An 18402-nucleotide genomic window follows, 5' to 3' on the forward strand; every position below is an offset into this window, starting at 1 on the left:
GGAGCGTCAGCCGAACCGCACTGCCAGCAGGACGACATCCTCCGTACCGTCGGCGGCGTCCAGCCCGTCGGGCAGCACGTTCCGCAGGACGTGGTCGGCGATCGCGCCGGGGTCCCGCCGCAGTGCCCTGGGCACTCCGGCCGCCGCCGCGTGCAGCCGGGCGAAGGCGCGGTCGGTGGTCTCGCCCGTGCGGTGCAGCAGCCCGTCGGTGTAGAGCAGAACCGTCTCTCCTGGGTCGGCGAGGACCTCCAGGCACGGCGCCTCCCAGCAGGCGAGCATGCCCAGCGGCGCGGAGACCGACGTCTCCGCGAACTCGGTGCGGCGCTCTCCGATGAGCAGCGGCGGGCAGTGCCCGGCACCGGCCAGCGTGATCTTGCGGGCGGCCGGTTCGCAGTAGCCGAACAGGGCGGTGGCCGAACGGGCCGGCTCGGTCAGCCGCAGCAGCAGTTCCAGATCCGACAGGACGGCGACCGGGTCCTCCCCCTCCATCACGGCGTACGCGCGCAGGGAGGCCCGCAGCCGTCCCATCGCGGCGACAGCGCTGGGCCCCGATCCCGTGACGGACCCGACGGCGAGACCGAGCGCGGCGTCGGGCAGCGGCAGCGCGTCGTACCAGTCGCCGCCACCGCGCGGGCCGGTGCGGTGCCGGGCGGCGAGCTGGACTCCGGCCACGCGCGGCAGCCGGGCGGGCAGCAGTTCGGCCGACATGGTCGCCATCGACGAGCGCGTGCGCTCCAGTTCGAGGAGGAGCGCGAGGTGTTCGGCGGCGTAGCGGGCGTACAGACCGACGAGATGGCGCTGCCGCTCGCCCGGCTCGGCGGGCTCGTCGTACAGCCAGACGGCGACGCCGAGGTGCCCGGCGGTCTCGGTGGTCAGGGGGAGTGCGTAGCTGGCGGCGTAGCCGAGGCGGGCCGCGACGTCGCGGTGGCGGGGATCGAGCCCCTCCGAGGCGAAGAGATCGGGCTCCGCGATGCCGTCCTCGCCTCCGGGCAGGCCGTCGAGGATCCGGCCGTAGGACAGGGCGCTGCGCGGCACGGTCTCGATGTGGCCGAGATCGGCGCGGGCCAGGCCGAGACCGGTGGTGCTGTCCGGCCCGAGGCCGTCACCGGGCTCGAGTACGACGAGGCCGCGGCGCGCGCCCACCAAGGCGGCGCCGGCCCGCAGCAGTTCCTGGAGCGTCTCGTCGAGCGCGGCCGTGCGTGCCAGGCGTTCGGTCAGCTCATGGAGCGTGGTGAGGTCGGAGACCCAGCCGGCGAGACGGTCCTGGAGCACCGCGCCGGGTGGCGCCGGGGGGTTCGGCGGGGCGGTGCTTGACGGGACGGGCGCGACAGTGTGGGCGGGTGAGGGAACCGTTGAATCGATTCCAGCCACTTTCGGAGGGTGCGGCGCGTTCATGGCATCCGGCTTTCCGACCGGTGCGTACTGCTCAAAAGCATCGCAAACCCCCATGTCATTCTGCGTCGCTAGCAGTGTCTCCACATGTACACGCACTCGTGAGGAGATGTCCAGCATTGTCCTGCCGGGATTCCTGGTGTCAGCAGGGCTTGAGCGGACAACTTCCCTCCCTCTTGCGGAAATGTAAACTTGGCTTAAAACTGCCTCAGTGGACGGCTTATTGCGGTCGACTGGGCTTGCTCCACGGAGCGTCACAACGGTCGTGATGGGTACGTACTCGGTGAAGGCCAGGGGTGGTTGGGAACCACCCGGAACCTGGTGACGGACCCGGGCGTCTTAGCCACCGACGACTGTGCCCCATCCTCCCGTGGCGGCGGCGGAGAGAAATACGCGCGACGGCAAACGCCATACTTCGCCACCCCTACGCCATGCCTGTACTTCTGATAGACGCAGTGCGGGCGGGACAGCCGCGGAGGCAGTCAAAAGCTCGACCCATAGGGGTTCCCCGTGCTTCCGGCAGGGGTGTGATGCGCCAACAGGTACGCACAGTGAAGTGATCGACACATGATGTGATGTGGACCACGGTGTTGCCAGGCGTGCAACGGAAAGGAACGAGCGCTCATGCGCGAGATCCTCGGAAGGCGACGCAGGCCCCTCTCCCAGCGCAGTGACGGGAGGCCTGAGCTGATCGGCGCGGCCCTGACCTACGCGACTCGATGGCGGTGGCCCGTACTCCCGGGCGTGGCGGCGGACCCGCAGAACCAGGGCCGCTGTTCCTGCCCCGACCCGGAGTGCACGGTGCCCGGCGCGCACCCCTTCGACCCCGGCCTGCTCGCGGCCACCACCGACGAGCGCATGGTGCGCTGGTGGTGGAGCAACCGGCCCGCGGCGCCCATCGTCCTGGCCACCGGTGGCCAGGCACCCTGCGCGGTATCGCTGCCCGCCGCGGCGGCGGCCCGCGCTCTGGACGCCCTCGACCGCATGGGCATGCGGCTCGGCCCGGTCGTAGCCTCCCCCACCCGCTGGGCGATCCTCGTGAAGCCGTACTCCATGGAGCAGCTCGGCGAGCTGCTGTACGCCAAGGACTTCGTGCCCGGTTCCCTCCGTTTCCACGGGGAGGGCGGCTACCTGGCCCTGCCCCCGTCCGGGACGGGTCAGGGCGAGATCCGCTGGGAGCGGGCGCCGCTGCCCGGCTCCGCCGCGCCGTGGGTGCCCGATGTCGAGGCCGTGGTGGACGCCGTGGTCGAGGCGCTCACTCGTACGGGTGTGAGCGCGCCCGAGTTCTAGGGCGGTCGGGCGCGCCGAGCCCCGCACTCGCCCCGGCGCGTTATGTTCCGGGGCCATGCCGCGTCATGCCCGGGGACGCTCCCGGGACCTGAGAAAGACCCGACTGCTCGCCCTCGCGGGTGTCGTGGTGATCTGTGCGATCGCACTGCCGCTGGCGGTGGCGTCGGGGTCGGTGAACCGGGGGAACGCGGTGAACTCCCCCGGACCGGCCGACGAGTCCGGCGCACCCGGCGGCCCCGCAGGCGGCGGCCCCGCGTCCGGTTCCGTGCGCGACGGCGTACGTCGCTCCGCGTCCTCCCGGCCGCCGTCCCGCGGCGAGGCGTCCGCTGCGTCCGGTCTGCCGGCGCTGGGCCAGAACCTGCCGACGGCCGTGCGCTGCGGTCCGGGGCTCTCTTCGCCCGACGGCATCGAGGCGCAGACCTGCGTCGTCACACAGGGCGCGGACACCTGGGCGCGGACCTACTACCGCAACGCGACCGGTGAGGCGCTGGACGTCGTACTGAGCCTGATGGGACCCGGGGCGCGGACCGTGCGCATGACGTGCGCGGCCGGGGCGGAGGACGCGCCGGGGACGTGTGAGACGCCCCGGGAGCCCGCGCGGGGCGACCTGGCGGCGTACACGGCGGTCGCGGAGTTCGCCCGACGGGCGGGCCAAGGGCCGCTTCTGCTGCGCTCGGGGAGCAACTCCCCTGTTTTCTCGGGCAATTGAGAAGCGTCCGGGTGCCGTCAACCGACACGCGCATGGAAAGACCCGGTTGCTGGCGACGGGGGATGCACCAGCAACCGGGCTACGGGAACGGTAACAAGAGATCGGCGGTTCGCAAATTCGATCTCTCCCTTTCGGTCACCGACTGGCTTGTCCTGAACGGGAGTTGTGAGGCGAGTGGCCCGTCCCGGGCGCGATGGTCCGGCCGGGCGGCCGACTGGACCCCTGACGCGGACCCCGGGGCTCGGACTCCTGGTCGAGCTCCGGGGTCCGCCTGTCAGGTCAGCTGAGCGTGACCTGCCGGTTGGTGAGGCCGCCACGCGCGCGGCGCTCGTCCGCCGTGAGCGGTGCGTCCGTCGCCAGGGCCGCGGCGAGGCGCTCGGCGAACTCCGCCGCCGGCTTCTCCACGTCCTCGGCCGTGACCCCGCTCGGCAGGTCCCAGACCGGCACCGTGAGCCCGTGAGCGCGGAAGGAGCCCACCAGACGCGTGCCCTCGCCCAGGCTGGACCGGCCCGCCGCGTGCAGTCGCGCGAGCGCGTCCAGAAGCTGCTCCTCCGGATGCGGCATGACCCACCGCAAGTGGTTCTTCTCCGGCGTCTCGCACCAGTACGCGGCGTCCACGCCCTGGAGCTTGACGGTCGGGATGGCCGCGGCGTTGGCCCGCTCCAGGGAGGCGGTCACGTCGGGGGTGGCGTTCTCCGAATCCGGGACCCAGAACTCGAAGCCGCTGTGCACTTCTGGCTCGAAGCCGCCCTCCGGATCGAGCAGGTCCTGAAGCCGCGGACCGTCGGCCGGGGCGCGGCGGCCCTGCACCGGTGTGCCGGGCTCCGCTTCCAGGGCACGCTGGAGCGTGTCGGCGAGGTCGCGGCTGATGTCGCCCGACGAGGTGTCGTTCTGCAGGCCGAGCAGGACGGAGCCGTCGTCGCGGCGCAGCGCCGGCCAGGCCATCGGCAGCACCGTGGCCAGCGTGACCGACGGGACGCCGTCGGGGAGGCCGCCCTTGAGGGTCAGCCCGACCGTCGCCGCAGGCACCAGTTCGCGCAGGGCCACCCAGTCGCACTCGCCGGGCAGGCCCTCGAACGGGCGGTGCACCAGCTCGGTCACGGCATGGGACGCGGCCCGGCCGTGACAGGCCTTGTAGCGGCGGCCGCTGCCGCAGGGGCAGGGCTCGCGGGCACCGACGACCGGGACCTCACCGTCCGTGATCTGCGGGCGCTTGGCCTTCGTCTGGGGTCGCTTCTTGGCCATCGATGGGTCTCCCGGTTACGGCTCGTCTCGTACCCGCGTGAGCCTAGCCGTTCACACCTCGGACGACGGGAACCTGTGGACAACACCCAGTCGCCCGCGGCGCCCGGTCCCTCCGGTCCGCGTCGTCTCAGTCCACGTCGTCTCAGTCCACGTCGTCGAAGGCGTCCGCGAAGGTCAGCCCGGGTATCCGGGACACCGCCGGGGCGGCGACGCGTGTCGCGAAGTCGTCACGGCGGTGGCCGACGTCCGGGTCGTGCACGTCGTCGTGGACGACGACCCACACCGTGACCTCGCCGCGGATGTCGTCCCGGACACCCCAGTCGTCGGCCAGCGCGGTGATGATGTTCAGGCCGCGGCCGCCGTGCGCCGTGACCGACGGGGTCGCCGGGGCCGGGCGGGTCGGGCCGCCGCCGTCCGTGACCTCGATGACCAGCCGGCCGCACGGGTCCACGCGCCATGCGGCACGGATGTCCCCGTCGCCGGAGAGGGCGTCACCCAGGGGCCTGCCGTGTTTGCACGCGTTGCTCAAGAGTTCGGAAAGGATCAGTACGGCGTCATCGATGACCGATTCCGCTACGCCGCCGCTGCGCAACTGCGTACGCATCCGGTGTCGTGCCTCGCCCACGCCCGCAGGGCCATGGGGTACGGCCATGCTCGACGACGTGGGCACCTCCTGTGCCACCACCAACGCCACCCCCGAGACCTCCTTCGCCCCACGCCACGGTGTGGATGCCCCATTGGCCTGTACCGGAAACCGGCCAATCAAGGTCCGGAGACGCATTCACCCCGGCCGAACACGAACCGAACGCGCCGGAGCACTCCCTGTCACCACATGGCTGGAATTCGTCGGTGTGGCCGAGATGTGAGGATCCCGTCCGTCGATGTGCGGGTCAAGAGGTGTGCATGGGTCTGGTGGGACTCATGGGTCTTGCGGAACCGGTGTCGTGTTGATGCCGGTCCTCAGCGGCCGAGCCGGTCCAGAACCGCGCGCGGCCGGTTGGTGATGATGGCGTCGACGCCCAGGTCCACGCAGCGGTCGACGTCCTCGGGCTCGTTCACCGTCCACACGTGCACCTGGTGGCCGGCCTGCTTCAGGCGCTCGATGTAGCCGGGGTGGCCGCGCACGATCCGGATGGACGGGCCCGCGATCCGCACGCCCGGGGGCAGCCGCCCGTCCCGCAGCCGGGGCGAGGCGAACTGCGTCAGATAGACCGTCGGCAACGTGGGTGAGGCGGCGCGCACCCGGTGCAGTGAGCGGGCCGAGAAGCTCATGACCCGCACCCGGGACTCCTCGGCGCAGGCCGGGGCGTCCAGGCCGAACCGCTTCAGCAGGGCCAGCAGCCGCTCCTCGACCTGACCCGCCCAGCGCGTGGGGTGCTTGGTCTCGATGGCCAGCTCCACCGGCCGTCCGGCGTCGGCGACGAGTTCGAGCAGCCGTTCCAGGGTGAGGACGGACGTCGCCTCGCGGTCCTCAGGACGGTGTTCCCAGTCGGGTTCCTCGTCGCGCCCCTTCCAGGCGTCGCGGGTCTTCCAGGAGCCGAAGTCCAGGGCGGCGAGGTCGGCGAGCTCCAGGGCGGAGACCGCGCCCCGGCCGTTGGACGTACGGTTGATCCGGCGGTCGTGCACGCACACCAGGTGGCCGTCGGCGGTGAGGCGCACATCGCATTCGAGGGCGTCCGCGCCGTCCTCGATCGCCTTGGTGTACGCGGCCAGGGTGTGCTCCGGGGCGTCCTCGGAGGCCCCGCGGTGGGCGACGACTTGAATGACATGCTGCCGTGCGTGGGTCACCGCGTCATGGTGCCACCGTCCGCGGGTACGCGTCCGGTCGGACGGACTCGACGGATGCGCAGGTCCGGACGGAGGCATAGGGATTGCACCCCTTTCGCCAGTAATGACCTATATAAAGAATGGCCCCGGACCCACAGCCACCGCTTATGGTGCCCTGACGGCCCGTGGGAAAAGCTGACGGCATACAAAGGGACAAGCACAGCTGTATCGCGCCGGACCGTCGCCAGCGTGAAGAAGCGGACCGAGTGCGCCCCAGGAAACAGCCGTGGATCGAGGAGAGAAGCTGTGAGCACCGAGAACGAGGGCACCGCGGTACCCCCCGCCCCGTCCGCACCTCCCGTGCCGGTGGACGCTCCCGCTGCTCCGGCGCCCCAGGGGCCGTACGGGCAGGACCCGCAGGGACAGGTTCCTCACGGGCAGGGCGCTCCCGGTGACGCCGGTCATCCCGGGGTCACCTCCTCCGCCCCGGACCCCTCCTGGCCGCCGCCCCCGCCGCCGACCGCCCCGTACGGCGACGGCGGTTCCGGCGCGGGCGGCTGGGGATCCTCGTACCAGCAGCCGACGCCGAAGTCCGGCCGCGGCCGCGGTGGCCTGATCGCCGCGCTCCTGGTGGCCGCCCTGGCCGCGGGCGGTCTGGGCGGTGGCCTCGGCTACACGCTGGCGAAGAACAACGACGAGAGCACCGGTTCGACGACGGTCTCCGCCTCCACCAGCGGCGGCGACGTCAAGCGCGACCCGGGCACGGTGGCGGGCGTGACCGCCAAGGCGCTGCCGAGCACGGTCACGATCGAGGCCGAGGGCAGCAGCGGCGAGGGCGGCACCGGCACGGGCTTCGTCTTCGACAAGCAGGGGCACATCGTCACCAACAACCACGTGGTGGCGGACGCCGTGGACGGCGGCAAGCTCACCGCCACCTTCCCGAACGGCAAGAAGTACGACGCCGAGGTGATCGGCAACGCCCAGGGCTACGACGTGGCGGTCATCAAGCTCAAGAACGCCCCGCGGGACCTGAAGCCCCTCACCCTCGGAGACTCGGACAAGGTGGCCGTCGGCGACGCGACGATCGCGATCGGCGCCCCCTTCGGACTGTCCGACACGGTGACGACGGGCATCATCAGCGCCAAGAACCGCCCGGTGGCCTCCAGCGACGGCAGCGGCAGCCAGGCCTCCTACATGAGCGCCCTGCAGACCGACGCCTCGATCAACCCGGGCAACTCCGGCGGTCCGCTGCTGGACGCGCAGGGCAACGTCATCGGCATCAACTCCGCGATCCAGTCCACCGGCAACGGCGGCTTCGGAACCGGCCAGTCCGGCTCCATCGGCCTGGGCTTCGCCATCCCGATCAACCAGGCCGAGTACGTCGCCCAGGAGCTGATCAAGACCGGCAAGCCGGTGTACGCGAAGATCGGCGCGTCCGTGTCCCTGGACGACAGCTCGAACGGTGCGCAGATCACCGACCAGGGCGCGGGCGGCGCGGCACCGGTCGAGCCGGGCGGCCCGGCCGCCGACGCGGGCCTCAAGCCCGGCGACGTCATCACCAAGCTCGACGACCGCGTGATCGACTCCGGGCCCACCCTGATCGGCGAGATCTGGACCCACAAGCCCGGCGACAAGGTCACGATCACCTACCAGCGCGGCGGCAAGCAGCACACGGTCGACGTCACCCTGGGCTCCCGCGTCGGCGACAACTGAGCCCCACCCGCCCGCGCCGACCCGTTACCCTTGTCCCCGCGCCGCCGATCACGGCCGGCGCGGGGAGGCGTGCCCGAGCGGCCGAAGGGAACGGTCTTGAAAACCGTCGTGGCAGCGATGTCACCGTGGGTTCAAATCCCACCGCCTCCGCGCAGGTCATAGACAGCGCAGGTCAGAAGGGGTGCCACTCCGGAGAGTGGCACCCCTTCTGCATGCACCCCGTCTCGCCCTGGTTCAGCGGTGTCCCACCTCTGACCACGAGGAGGCGGCGGGTGCTGTGCGGCGGCTCCGTGAACACTGACGGTTTCGTGGCCCTCCTGCTCCGGCCGGTCGCTCACCCCAGTTCGGCGCGGTCGAGTTCGTCGTCCAGGGCTATGGCGGCGGTGATCAGCGAGAGGTGGGTGAACGCCTGAGGGAAGTTGCCGAGCTGCTCCCCGCTCGGCCCGATCTCCTCGGCGAACAGGCCGACGTGGTTGGCGTAGGTGAGCATCTTGTCGAAGGCGTACCGGGCCTGTTCCAGCCGCCCGGCCCTGGCGAGCGCGCTCACGTACAGGAAGCTGCACAGCGAGAAGGTGCCTTCGCTGCCGCGCAGGCCGTCGGGCGGATTCCGCCTCCTCGATCGCCGCGGCGGCGAAGTCGATCGCGGACATCGCGTGGTTACCGGCATGCTCCGCGTGGTGCTGGGCGCGCTTCACGTCAAGCTCGGCCTCGTGCCCATGGAAATCGCCCTTGACAGTCGCTGCATGCTGCTGCCAGTTGTTCCTTGTTGCTTGCGGAAGCTTCGTATTCCACCCCAACACATCGGTCAGGAGGCCGCCACTCGGGTAGCTCCTCCCTCGTCGTCAGGACCGGACTCCCGAAGAGATCCAGAACTGACGTTGGGACTCGGTCCGGCCGTGCTCGTCATGGGTGTTGATGCCGGTACCCTCTAACCGCTTCGTGTCCGTGCGGGTGAGTGCAAGGTGGTGAGTGGCGGCGTGAGCCGACGCGTCGTCGTCGTCACCGCTGTGCACGGCCCGTCGGCCCGTTTCCTGCCGGAGGCCTACAAGTCCCTGCGGGCGCAGTGGCTGCCCGAGGGCTGGGAGTGGCACTGGATGGTCCAGGAGGACGGGGAGGGCAGGAGCGTACGGCCCTACGTGCCCGACGACGAGCGGGTGACGTTCCGGCAGGGCAGGGCCGGCGGGCCCGGGGTGGCCCGGACCATCGCGCTGGCCCATGCGGAGGGGGCGTACGTCAAGGTCCTCGACGCCGACGACCAGTTGGCGCCGGGCGCCCTCGCGCGGGATCTGGCGGCGCTGGAGGGCGACCCCGGGCTCGGGTGGGCGACGTCCCGTGCGCTGGACCTCATGCCCGACGGGTCGACGGTCGGGTTTCCGGGCGACCCGGAGCAGGGGCCCATCGAGCGGGGCGCCGTACTCGACCACTGGAAGGCGAACGGCTTCCTCGCGCAGGTCCACCCGGCGTCGCTGTTCGTACGGCGGGAGTTGCTGCTCGCCCTCGGCGGGTGGATGGCGCTGCCCGCGTCGGAGGACACGGGGCTGCTGCTCGCGCTGAACGCCGTGAGCCGTGGGTGGTTCTCGGCGGAGGTGGGACTGCTGTACCGGAAGTGGGACGGGCAGGTGACCGGGCAGGCGGCCCATGTGGACCGGGCCGAGCGGGACGCGCGGATGGCCGTCGTGGAGGCCAGGGCCCGGGCGTTGTCCGAGCTGCGGTGGTCCTTCCCGGCCTGAGCGGTCGCGGGGCTACGCCAGGAGTTCCGTCTGGGGCGGCGCCGTCGCCACCGGGTCGTGGCGGATGTAGTTCTCCGTGCCGAGCAGCCGCTCCCGCTCGGGCCCCGGCAGTGCGGCGATCAGGCCCGGGGCGGCTCCCCGTGCCACCTCGGTGCGGTGCGCGAGCACGGCCGCGACCTTCCGCTCCAGCCAGGGGGTCACATCGACGGTCGCGGTGACCAGCTCGTCCGGGACGGTGCGCAGCGCCTTCCCCGTGGGGGCCCAGTGCCCGCCCCAGGCGCGGACGGCGGAGTGCGGGTGCGTGGCCAGGTCCAGGACGCTCGGCTGCCAGGGCTCGCCGGCCTCCGGGCAGAGGCGTTCCAGCCCGGCGGCGTGGACGGCGAGCAGGGTCATGCGGTGGGTGCGCACATGGTCCTCGTGGCCCGTCAGCCCGCCGTAGGCGTCGTGCGTGACGACGATCTCCGGGCTGACGTCCCGGATCTGCGCGACCAGTGCGCCCACCGCCTCCCCGAGCGGGGCGTCGCACAAGCGAGGTCTGCCCGGGGCCGACCGCGGTACGCGGGAGTCGGCGTAGCCCAGGAGGCGCGGCTTGCCGGCGCCGAGGACGCGGAGTGCCTCGGCCAGTTCCCCGGCGCGCGGGCTGTCCGGCGCCCAGGTCGCCGTGACGACGGCCGTGGGCGCGCCCGCCGCCGCGTGCCGGGCGAGTACGCCGCCGGCGGAGAGGGACTCGTCGTCGGGGTGGGCGAAGACGGCCGGCAGGCTCGGTGTGGGCATGGCCGTCGTCACGGCGACCTGGGCGGGGACGCCCCGTCAGCGGTCGCCGGCCGCGGCGAGCCAGTGGGCGACCCGGCGTACGGCGGCCTCGTCGAGCCGTTCCACGAGCGCCTGGACCGTGTTCTCGTCCTCGGGGGAGAGGTCGTAGAGGCCCGCCTTGCCGAGCCCGGCCAGGAGGACCTGGTGGCGGCGGCCGGTCATGCGCTCCGCCAAACCGGACGGTGCGCGGGCCGGGGCCTCGGGGCTCGGCTGAGGTGAAGCGGGCTGCCTCAGGGGGGCGTCGTACAGGTGCCAGCCGCCGTCCCTCGGGCCCCACAGGGCGAAGCCGGCGTCCTCACCACGGGCGCGCAGGGTCTGGGTCATCTCGCCGAGGGCGTACAGCACGGGCGCCCGGTGGGGTGACTCCGCGGCTGCCCGCCAGGAACCGTCGGACGGCCGGTGGCACATCGCCACCCAGCGTGGCGTGCCCTGCGGTCGCGGACTCTCGGGACGTGTCTCCACTGCGCTCACCCCTGTGCGTCGCTCGGAAGCGGTAAGGCGGGCCGGGCCGGGTCAAGAGAAGGGAAGGCCACCATAACTGACGGGACATCAGGTTTCCAGGGTTGGAAGTCGCCGTCCGGCGGGGAGGATCACCACGTCGTCCGGTACCGGTCCCTCCCCTCGTGGGGACCGGTACCGAACAGTGGAGCCACCGTCGACCGACCTCGATGGAAGCCGACCGGATGGATGCGCTGCTGGGCTGAAATCCTGCCAGTTCCGGCACCAGACGAGGAGTTTCCGGTTCCGGGCGGACGGTATCGTCGCAGGTCAGACGTATAAGGTGAGTTTTCCGGTCCGGACGTCCAGGCGTAGGAAGAGAAGGAGTGGAGACCTTGGGTTCCGACTCGGGGGCACGCACCGCCTTCGCGGAACGCCTCGCACTGCTGTACAGGGAAGCCGGGAATCCTCCACTCAAGCGGGTGTCCGAATCGGTCGTGCGGCTGCAGCGGATCGACGAACGCGGGCGTCCCGTGCGGGTGTCCGCGCAGCGCATCAGCGACTGGCGGCGGGCCCGCAACGTCCCCGCTCAGTTCACCGCCCTCGCGGCCGTGTTGCACGTGCTGATACCCGAAGCGCGCCGGGCGCGGCCCACGCCGGTGTCCCCGGGGCTGTACGACCTCGGTCAGTGGCAGCGGCTGTGGGAGCGCGCGGTGGCCGACCCGGTCGGCGAACGCGGCGCGGCGTCCCCCGCGGAGGAGGGGCCTGCGGCCGACGCCCCGTCCGCGCCCGGCGGGGTGTGCCCGTACCGGGGGCTGGCCTCGTACCGCCTGGAGGACGCCAACTGGTTCTTCGGCCGGGAGCGGTGCACGGACGCGCTCGTCGCCCAGCTCCGGGGCGTGGCGGACGGGGGCGGCCTCGTCATGCTCGTGGGCGCGTCGGGGGCGGGGAAGTCCTCACTGCTGAACGCCGGCCTGGTGCCCGCGCTGCGGGCCGGCGCGCTGAGCGGTGACGACGACGGCGGCGAGAACGGCCGGGCGGGCACGGTGGTGCAGCTCGTACCCGGCGGCGCCCCCCTGGCGGAGCTGGTCCGGCGCATTCCCGAGCTCGGGCCCGTCGTCTTTGCCGGGGAGGAGGCCGGGACGGCAGCGGCCGACGGCTGGATCACGAGCGAACCCGGGGCGGATGACGCCGTCGGCCCCGGCGGAGCGGAACAGCGGTCGGAGAGCGCCGACGCCCCCACCGTGACGGAACCGGATCCGCGGGAGCCCGTAGGCGGCTCCACCCCGCCGGGAAGCGGCTCCGCAGCCCCCGCGGCCGACCCGTCGACCGCCCCTCCCCCGGAGTCCGGCGCGCGGAGTGCCCCGGGGCCCGGCGCGGGGAGTGCTCCGGGATCTGGCGCGGGGGCTGTCCCGGGGCCCGGCGCGGGGAGTGCCCCGGAATCCGGCGCGGCGGCTGCCCCGGAAAGCGCGGCGGCTGCTCCGGGATTTGGCGCGGGGGTTGTCCCGGGGCTCGGCGCGGGGAGTGCTCCGGAATCCGGCGCGGGGACCCCGGGGCCCGGCGCGGCGACTCCTCCGGAATCTGGCGCGGGGAGTGCCCCGGAATCCGGCGCGGCGGCTGCCCCGGAAAGCGCGGCGGCTGCTCCGGGATCTGGCGCGGCGACTGCCCCGGGGCCCGGCGCGGCGGCTGCCCCGGAATCCGGCGCGGCGACTGCCCCGGGGCTCGACGCTGCCTCGGTCCGGAGGCCCGGCTCCGCTCTCTGGGCGGACGCGGTCCGTGACGCCGTCTCCGCGTGGGCGCGGCGGGAGGCGGCTTCCGGTGCGCGGCCGGTCATCATCGTGGACCAGTTCGAGGAGACGTTCACCCTCTGCCCCGACGAGGCGGCCCGGCGGGCCTTCGTCGAGGTCCTGCACGCGGCGTGCTCACCGGCCGGCCCCGGCGACCCGGCTCCGGCCGTCGTGGTGCTGGGCATCCGGGCCGACTTCTACGAGCGGTGCCTCAGGTATCCCGAACTGGCCGACGCGCTCCAGCACCGGCACATGGTGCTCGGACCGCTGACCACCGCCGAGCTGCGCGAGGCCGTGACGGGGCCGGCCAGGGCCGTCGGCCTGGAGCTGGAGCCGGGCCTGGCGGAGCTGATCGTCCGGGAGGTCAGCGCCGACGGCCCGCGCGGGGCGCACGACGCGGGTGTGCTGCCGCTCCTCTCGCACGCTCTGCTCGCCACCTGGCAGCGCAGGAAGGCGGGGCGGCTGACGCTGGCCGGCTACCGCGCGGCCGGTGGCATCCAGGGCGCGGTCGCCGCCACCGCCGAACGGGCCTGGTCCGGCCTCGACCCGGCGGCACGCACCGCGGCCCGGCTGCTCCTGCTCCGGCTGGTCCGGCTGGGCGAGGACACCCAGGCCACGCGCAGACGCGGCACCCGGCGCAAGCTGGCGGAGGAGTCCACCGACCCGGGGAAGACCGAGGAGTCCCTGGAGGCACTGGTCCGCGCCCGGCTGGTGACGCTCGACGCCGAGACCGTGGAGATCACCCACGAGGCGCTGCTGCACGCCTGGCCGCGCCTGCGCGACTGGATCGACGACGACCGGCAGGGCAATCTGCTGCGTCAGCGCCTGGAGGAGGACGGCCGGGCCTGGGAGGAGTCGGGCCGCGACACCTCCCTGCTCTACCGGGGGTCCCGTCTGGAACAGGCCCACGGGTGGGCGAAATCCGCCGGCGACACGTTTCTCACCCGCAGCGCGGTGGAGTTCCTGGCCGCCTCGGTCAGGCTGCGCAGGCGCGTCATCTGGCTCAGCCGGGGCGCCGTGGCGGCGCTGGTCGCGCTGGCGGTCCTGGCCGTCGGGTCGGCCGTCGTCGCGTGGAAGCAACGGGACGACGCCGTGTTCGAGCAGGTGCTCGCGCAGGCCGATCGGGTCCAGGACACGGATCCGTCGCTGTCCGCCCAGCTCGACCTGGTGGCGCACCGGCTGCGGCCGGACGACGAGGGCGCGAACAGCCGCCTGATCTCCGTCGTGAACGCGCCGCTGGCCACGCCGCTGGCCGGTCACACGGGCGCCGTCTACCTCACGACGTTCAGCCCGGACGGCCGCACCCTGGCCACCGCCAGCTACGACCGGACCGTACGCCTGTGGAACGTGACCGACCGGCGGCGCCCGAAGCCCCTGGGCCGGCCGCTCCGCGGCCACCGGAGCTGGGTGAGCAGCGCGGTGTTCAGCCCGGACGGCCGCACCCTCGCCAGCGCGTCCGACGACGGCACGATCCGCTTGTGGGACGTGACGGACCCCGGCCGCCCGCAGTCCCTGGGCGGACCGCTGACCGGCCATGACGGCACGATCTACCTGATCGCCTTCAGCCCGGACGGCCGCACCCTGGCCTCCGCCGGCGACGACCACACGGTCCGGCTGTGGGACGTGGCCGACCCGAAGCGTCCGAGGCCCCTGGGCGAGCCGCTGTCCGGGCACACGGCCGCCGTGCGCTCGGTGGCGTTCAGCCCGGACGGCGGGACACTGGCGGCCGGCGGCGACGACGGCACGGTCCGGCTGTGGGACGTGAGCGCCCCACGGCGTCCCACACCGGCCGGTGAGCCGCTGACCGGGCACACCGCCACCGTGCACTCGGTGGCCTTCAGCCCGGACGGCCGTACGCTCGCCAGCGGCGGCTCGGACGACACCGTCCGGCTCTGGGACGTGGCCGACCCCCGCCGGGCGAAACCGGCCGGCACGCCGCTGACCGGCCACACCGGGCCCATCTGGTCGGTGGCCTTCAGCCCGGGCGGCGAGACGCTCGCCGCGGCCAGCGAGGACAGTACGGCGAGCCTGTGGAACGTCACCGACCCGGCGTACCCCTCGCAGGTCGGCGGCCCCCTGATGGGCAGCAGCGGCGAGATGTACGCGCTCGGCTTCAGCCCCGACGGGCGCACCCTCGCCACCGGGACCGGCGACAACAAGGTCCGCCTGTGGTCGCTGCCGACCTCGGACATGATCGGCCGGATCGGAGCGTTCCGGCCGGACGGCCGGGTGCTCGCGACGGCGGCGCGGGACCAGCGGATCCGGCTGTGGGACGTGCGCAGGCCCGGCAGGCCGGTGCCGATGGGCAGGCCGTTCCGGCCGGACGGCGACGTGCACTCCATGGCGTTCGCCGCCGACGGCCGGACCCTGGCGGTGCGGATCGGCACCAGGGCAATGCAGCTGTGGAACCTCGCCGATCCGGCCCGGCCCGCCCCCCACGGGCCCGCTGTCGCGCTGCGCACCCGGTTCGCGGGCGCGCTGGCCCTCAGCCCTGACGGACGCACCCTGGCCACCGCCTACGACGACCGCACCATCCAGCTCTGGGACGTGCGCGACCCGTCCCGCCCGCGCCCGCTCGGCGCACCGCTCACCGGTCACAAGGGCTATGTCAACTCCCTCGTCTTCAGCCCGGACGGCCGCACCCTCGCCAGTGGCAGCGCCGACGGCACCATCCGCCAGTGGAAGGTGTCCGACCCCGCCCGTGCCACCCGGCTCGGCACACCGCTCAAGGGCCACCTCGGAGCCGTCAACATCCTCGCCTACAGCCCTGACGGCCGTACGCTGGCCAGCGGCGGCGACGACAACTCGGTCCGCCTCTGGAACGTCACCGACCCCGCCGAGCCCTCCGGGGCCGGGAGCCTCACCGGTCACACGGAAGCGGTCGTGTCACTGACCTTCAGCCGCGACGGCCGCACCCTCGCCAGCGGCGGCAACGACAACAGTGTCCGGCTCTGGAACACGTCCGACCCCTCCAGGGCCGCCCCGATCGGCCAGTCGATGAGTCTCGACGCCAAGAGCGGCAGCTTCCTGTCGTTCAGCCCGGACAGCAACCTGCTCGGGGTGTCGAGCGGCGCGGACACCGTCCGGCTCTGGGACCTCGACGTCGACCAGGCCGCACGCCGCGTCTGCGAGACGACCCGGGGCGTTCTCACGCGGGACACCTGGGAGGAGTACCTGTCCCGCCTCTCCTACGACCCGCCGTGCGGGGGCTGACGGGACCTGGTCGCACAACAGGGCTGCCACTCACGGCAGTTGAGTGATACGAGTCACAACCGTGTCTTTACTGTGCGGACGGTCGGCGTCCTCGCGTAAGCGCTTGTTACCCTTGGCCATAGCCCGACCGCTGGTGCATCCCCCGTCGCCAGCGGTCGGGTTTCTTCATCGCAGGCCGAGGCGCATCAGGATGCGGGGGTGGCCGGCCAGGACCGAGGTGGTCGGCGCCGCGTAGGTGAAGCCGGCGCGTTCGAAGTTCTTCCGCAGTCCGGCGTACGCCATCGTCAGGTCGACCTTGGCGTCCCCGTTGTCGAGCGGGTAGGCCTCGACGGCCGGTGCTCCGTGGCCGCGGGCGAACTCGACCGCCCCCGCGATGAGGGCGTGCGAGATGCCCCGCCTCCGGTGACCGGGGCGTACCCGGACGCACCACAGCGACCAGACGGGCAGGTCGTCGACGTGCGGAATGCTGCGGCTGCGGGCGAAGGCGGTGTCCGAGCGCGGGGCGACCGCGGCCCAGCCGACGGGTTCGTCACCGTCGTAGGCGAGCACCCCGGGCGCCGGGTCCGCACGGCACAGCTCGGCGACGTACGCGCCGCGGGCCGGTCCGCGCAGCTCGTTGTTGAGCTTGGACGGGATCCGGTGGCTCAGGCACCAGCAGACGTTCGCTCCGGGCGACTTCGGCCCGAGCACCGCGCGCACGTCCCCGAACTCCGAAGCCGGGCGGACATCGATGGTCACGCCGTCCACGATGACACGCTCCACCCCCTCCCGCCGCCCGGATGGCCCCGGGCCTTCGGTACTCGAACAGCGACCAGGCCGACTCGCACCGCCGGCGCGGCGGTTCGTTCGCGAGACGTTCGCCGGACGACCCTACGCGAGGGCCCGTGCGTCCCGGGCCAGTGCGGCCCAGTCGAGGTCCCGCAGCGCGGACTCCGCGTCGCAGCCCGACGGCAGGCGAGGCGTGGACTGGAACCAGAGGACGGCCAGGCGGGAGCGGTACAGCACCGGGTCGTGGACCGGGTCGAGGGCCGTGGAGTGGAACGTGCCGAGGCAGGCCACGGCGGGCAGCACCTCGACGGGACCGAGGCCGCCCGCGTACTGGTCGGGATACTCGCGCGGCGGCGGCACGAGGTGGACCGGTGTGCCGGGATGGGCCCGCGCGGCGGCGCGCAGCAGGCCGCGGATGCGCAGCTCGTTGACCGGCGCGCAGGGATAGCCCTCCAGCAGGTCGCCGTACGTGGAGGAGAACCGCAGCTCGGCGAGGTCCACCGAGCGGCCGGAGGCCAGGACGAGGCGGGCGAGCGCCATGGCCGGCGTCTTGGGGCGGTGCTGCATGGGGGTCTTTCGGTCGTCCTGGCTCGGCAGGGGCAGGGCATGGTTCCTTCAGGGGCAGGGCCGCCCGGTCCCTTCACGGCCGGTGCCCCGTCAGCCGTGCCGCCGACGCGATCGTGGCCCGGGCCTCGCGTTCGGACAGGCCGGTGCCGGTCGCGGCGTCGGCCAGGGCGTCCGCGAGCGCGGGGCCGATGCCGTCCTCGTAGGCGCGGCAGGCCGCCCAGAACAGCCGGGTGTTGCGCTGGCCCTCGTGCGCGGCGAGGACGAACTGGACCAGGCCGTGGCCGTGTCCGCCGGCCGGCGCGGACGCGGGGTGGTGGGCTCGGGGCGGCGGGATCAGCAGGCGCAGGAGGGAGCGCGGGCAGGGGGCCGGGGCCAGGTGGGCGGTGCCCGGGGCGGCGGCGTACACGCCCTGGCCGGTGCGGGAACCGGGTCCGACGAGGTAGCCGCCGGCGCCCCGGATGTCGATGCCGGGGGCGAGCCGCCCCGCCGAGTTGGGGACGACCACCTCCGGGGGGCCGCTCAGCCACAGGTGCCGCCCGCCGGACGGGGTCAGCACGACCACGGTCGGGGGGATCGTGAACAGGTGCCGCAGAGCCAGCTCGCGCAGGGCGGCGGAGGAGTCCGTGCCGGTCTTCACGTCCAGGTCGACGCCGATCAGATGGTGCGGGGGCAGTCCGCAGGCGATGCCGTAGCCGGTCGCCCAGGGCGCGGCGGCGAACATCTCCCGGATGCGGTCCGGGTCGCTGGAGGCGTCGTACACCCCGTGGCCGGGGCGGCCGCACTCGCCGTGGCAGGGGGACGGGGCGGGGTCGTCGCGGTGGGGGGAGCGGAGCGCCGGGAGCTTCGTGCGGGACAGGGGGATGACGGCCAGTCCGCGTTCGGCGGCTGACAGGGCGTGTGCGAGGGCCAGCGTCGTGGCCTGCCGGTCGGTGGTGGCCATGCCCCTATTTTCGTACACGCGTTCGAAAAA

General features: G+C 73.2%; 14 protein-coding genes, 1 tRNA gene and 1 pseudogene. 6 read left to right on the forward strand and 10 right to left on the reverse strand.

All coding sequences use genetic code 11. The annotated features are described in order from the left end of the window. Positions 1-6: 6 nt before the first annotated feature. On the reverse strand, positions 7-1512 hold the full coding sequence (locus IE212_RS20380; RefSeq protein ID WP_190199315.1) for a PP2C family protein-serine/threonine phosphatase: 1506 nt from the start codon (positions 1510-1512) through the stop codon (positions 7-9). A gap of 504 nt (positions 1513-2016) precedes the next feature. Between IE212_RS20380 and IE212_RS20385 the strand changes: the two genes are divergently transcribed. Further along, entirely contained in the window at positions 2017-2682 is a 666-nt protein-coding gene (locus IE212_RS20385) for a bifunctional DNA primase/polymerase (protein ID WP_190199316.1), read from the forward strand. 55 nt (positions 2683-2737) lie between these two features. Then, a complete protein-coding gene (locus tag IE212_RS20390) occupies positions 2738-3391 on the forward strand; it encodes a hypothetical protein (protein ID WP_190199317.1) in 654 nt (217 codons plus the stop codon). A gap of 279 nt (positions 3392-3670) precedes the next feature. Here IE212_RS20390 and IE212_RS20395 read toward each other — a convergent pair whose 3' ends face one another. The 3 genes from IE212_RS20395 to IE212_RS20405 all read right to left on the reverse strand — a co-directional run bounded on the left by IE212_RS20395 (position 3671) and on the right by IE212_RS20405 (position 6424). Further along, positions 3671-4636: a DUF5926 family protein gene (locus IE212_RS20395; RefSeq protein ID WP_190199318.1), complete on the reverse strand. Its 966-nt coding sequence runs from the start codon at positions 4634-4636 to the stop codon at positions 3671-3673. A gap of 142 nt (positions 4637-4778) precedes the next feature. Next, positions 4779-5417 (reverse strand): ATP-binding protein, encoded by a 639-nt coding sequence (locus tag IE212_RS20400; RefSeq protein WP_190199319.1) that lies wholly within the window; start codon positions 5415-5417, stop codon positions 4779-4781. A 179-nt stretch (positions 5418-5596) separates the two neighbouring features. Next, positions 5597-6424 (reverse strand): glycerophosphodiester phosphodiesterase, encoded by an 828-nt coding sequence (locus tag IE212_RS20405; RefSeq protein WP_190199320.1) that lies wholly within the window; start codon positions 6422-6424, stop codon positions 5597-5599. Between the two features lie 285 nt (positions 6425-6709). Between IE212_RS20405 and IE212_RS20410 the strand changes: the two genes are divergently transcribed. Further along, on the forward strand, positions 6710-8116 hold the full coding sequence (locus IE212_RS20410) for a S1C family serine protease (protein ID WP_190199321.1): 1407 nt from the start codon (positions 6710-6712) through the stop codon (positions 8114-8116). A 63-nt stretch (positions 8117-8179) separates the two neighbouring features. Continuing rightward, positions 8180-8266: transfer RNA gene (locus IE212_RS20415), tRNA-Ser, on the forward strand. A 184-nt stretch (positions 8267-8450) separates the two neighbouring features. On the opposite strand, the pseudogene IE212_RS20420 reads toward IE212_RS20415, so the two are convergent. Continuing rightward, a pseudogene (locus tag IE212_RS20420) lies at positions 8451-8717 on the reverse strand (glycoside hydrolase family 15 protein); the annotation flags it as partial. A gap of 376 nt (positions 8718-9093) precedes the next feature. On the opposite strand from IE212_RS20420, the gene IE212_RS20425 reads away from it, so the two are divergent. Then, positions 9094-9846, forward strand: coding sequence for a glycosyltransferase family 2 protein (locus IE212_RS20425; RefSeq protein ID WP_190199322.1), 753 nt, complete (start codon positions 9094-9096; stop codon positions 9844-9846). A 12-nt stretch (positions 9847-9858) separates the two neighbouring features. On the opposite strand, the gene IE212_RS20430 is transcribed toward IE212_RS20425, so the two are convergent. Together IE212_RS20430 and IE212_RS20435 are read right to left on the reverse strand one after the other, a co-directional pair. Further along, positions 9859-10620, reverse strand: coding sequence for a PIG-L deacetylase family protein (locus IE212_RS20430; RefSeq protein WP_190199323.1), 762 nt, complete (start codon positions 10618-10620; stop codon positions 9859-9861). Positions 10621-10656: 36 nt separating this feature from the next. Next, entirely contained in the window at positions 10657-11121 is a 465-nt protein-coding gene (locus IE212_RS20435) for a hypothetical protein (protein WP_229864479.1), read from the reverse strand. A 362-nt stretch (positions 11122-11483) separates the two neighbouring features. Here IE212_RS20435 and IE212_RS20440 point away from each other — a divergent pair, with 362 nt between their 5' ends. Beyond that, positions 11484-16097, forward strand: a complete 4614-nt coding sequence (locus IE212_RS20440) for an nSTAND1 domain-containing NTPase (protein ID WP_190199325.1) — start codon at positions 11484-11486, stop codon at positions 16095-16097. Positions 16098-16262: 165 nt separating this feature from the next. Here IE212_RS20440 and IE212_RS20445 read toward each other — a convergent pair whose 3' ends face one another. From IE212_RS20445 to IE212_RS20455, 3 genes are all read right to left on the reverse strand, one after another. Continuing rightward, positions 16263-16835 carry a GNAT family N-acetyltransferase gene (locus IE212_RS20445; RefSeq protein WP_190199326.1) on the reverse strand — a complete coding sequence of 191 codons (573 nt, stop codon included), beginning with the start codon at positions 16833-16835 and terminating at the stop codon, positions 16263-16265. Between the two features lie 132 nt (positions 16836-16967). Next, on the reverse strand, positions 16968-17432 hold the full coding sequence (locus IE212_RS20450) for a hypothetical protein (RefSeq protein ID WP_190199327.1): 465 nt from the start codon (positions 17430-17432) through the stop codon (positions 16968-16970). Between the two features lie 73 nt (positions 17433-17505). Then, positions 17506-18372 (reverse strand): bifunctional DNA primase/polymerase, encoded by an 867-nt coding sequence (locus IE212_RS20455; RefSeq protein WP_190199328.1) that lies wholly within the window; start codon positions 18370-18372, stop codon positions 17506-17508. Positions 18373-18402 lie beyond the last annotated feature (30 nt).

Origin of the sequence: Streptomyces djakartensis, assembly GCF_014651075.1 — a bacterium.
GTDB lineage: Bacteria > Actinomycetota > Actinomycetes > Streptomycetales > Streptomycetaceae > Streptomyces > Streptomyces djakartensis.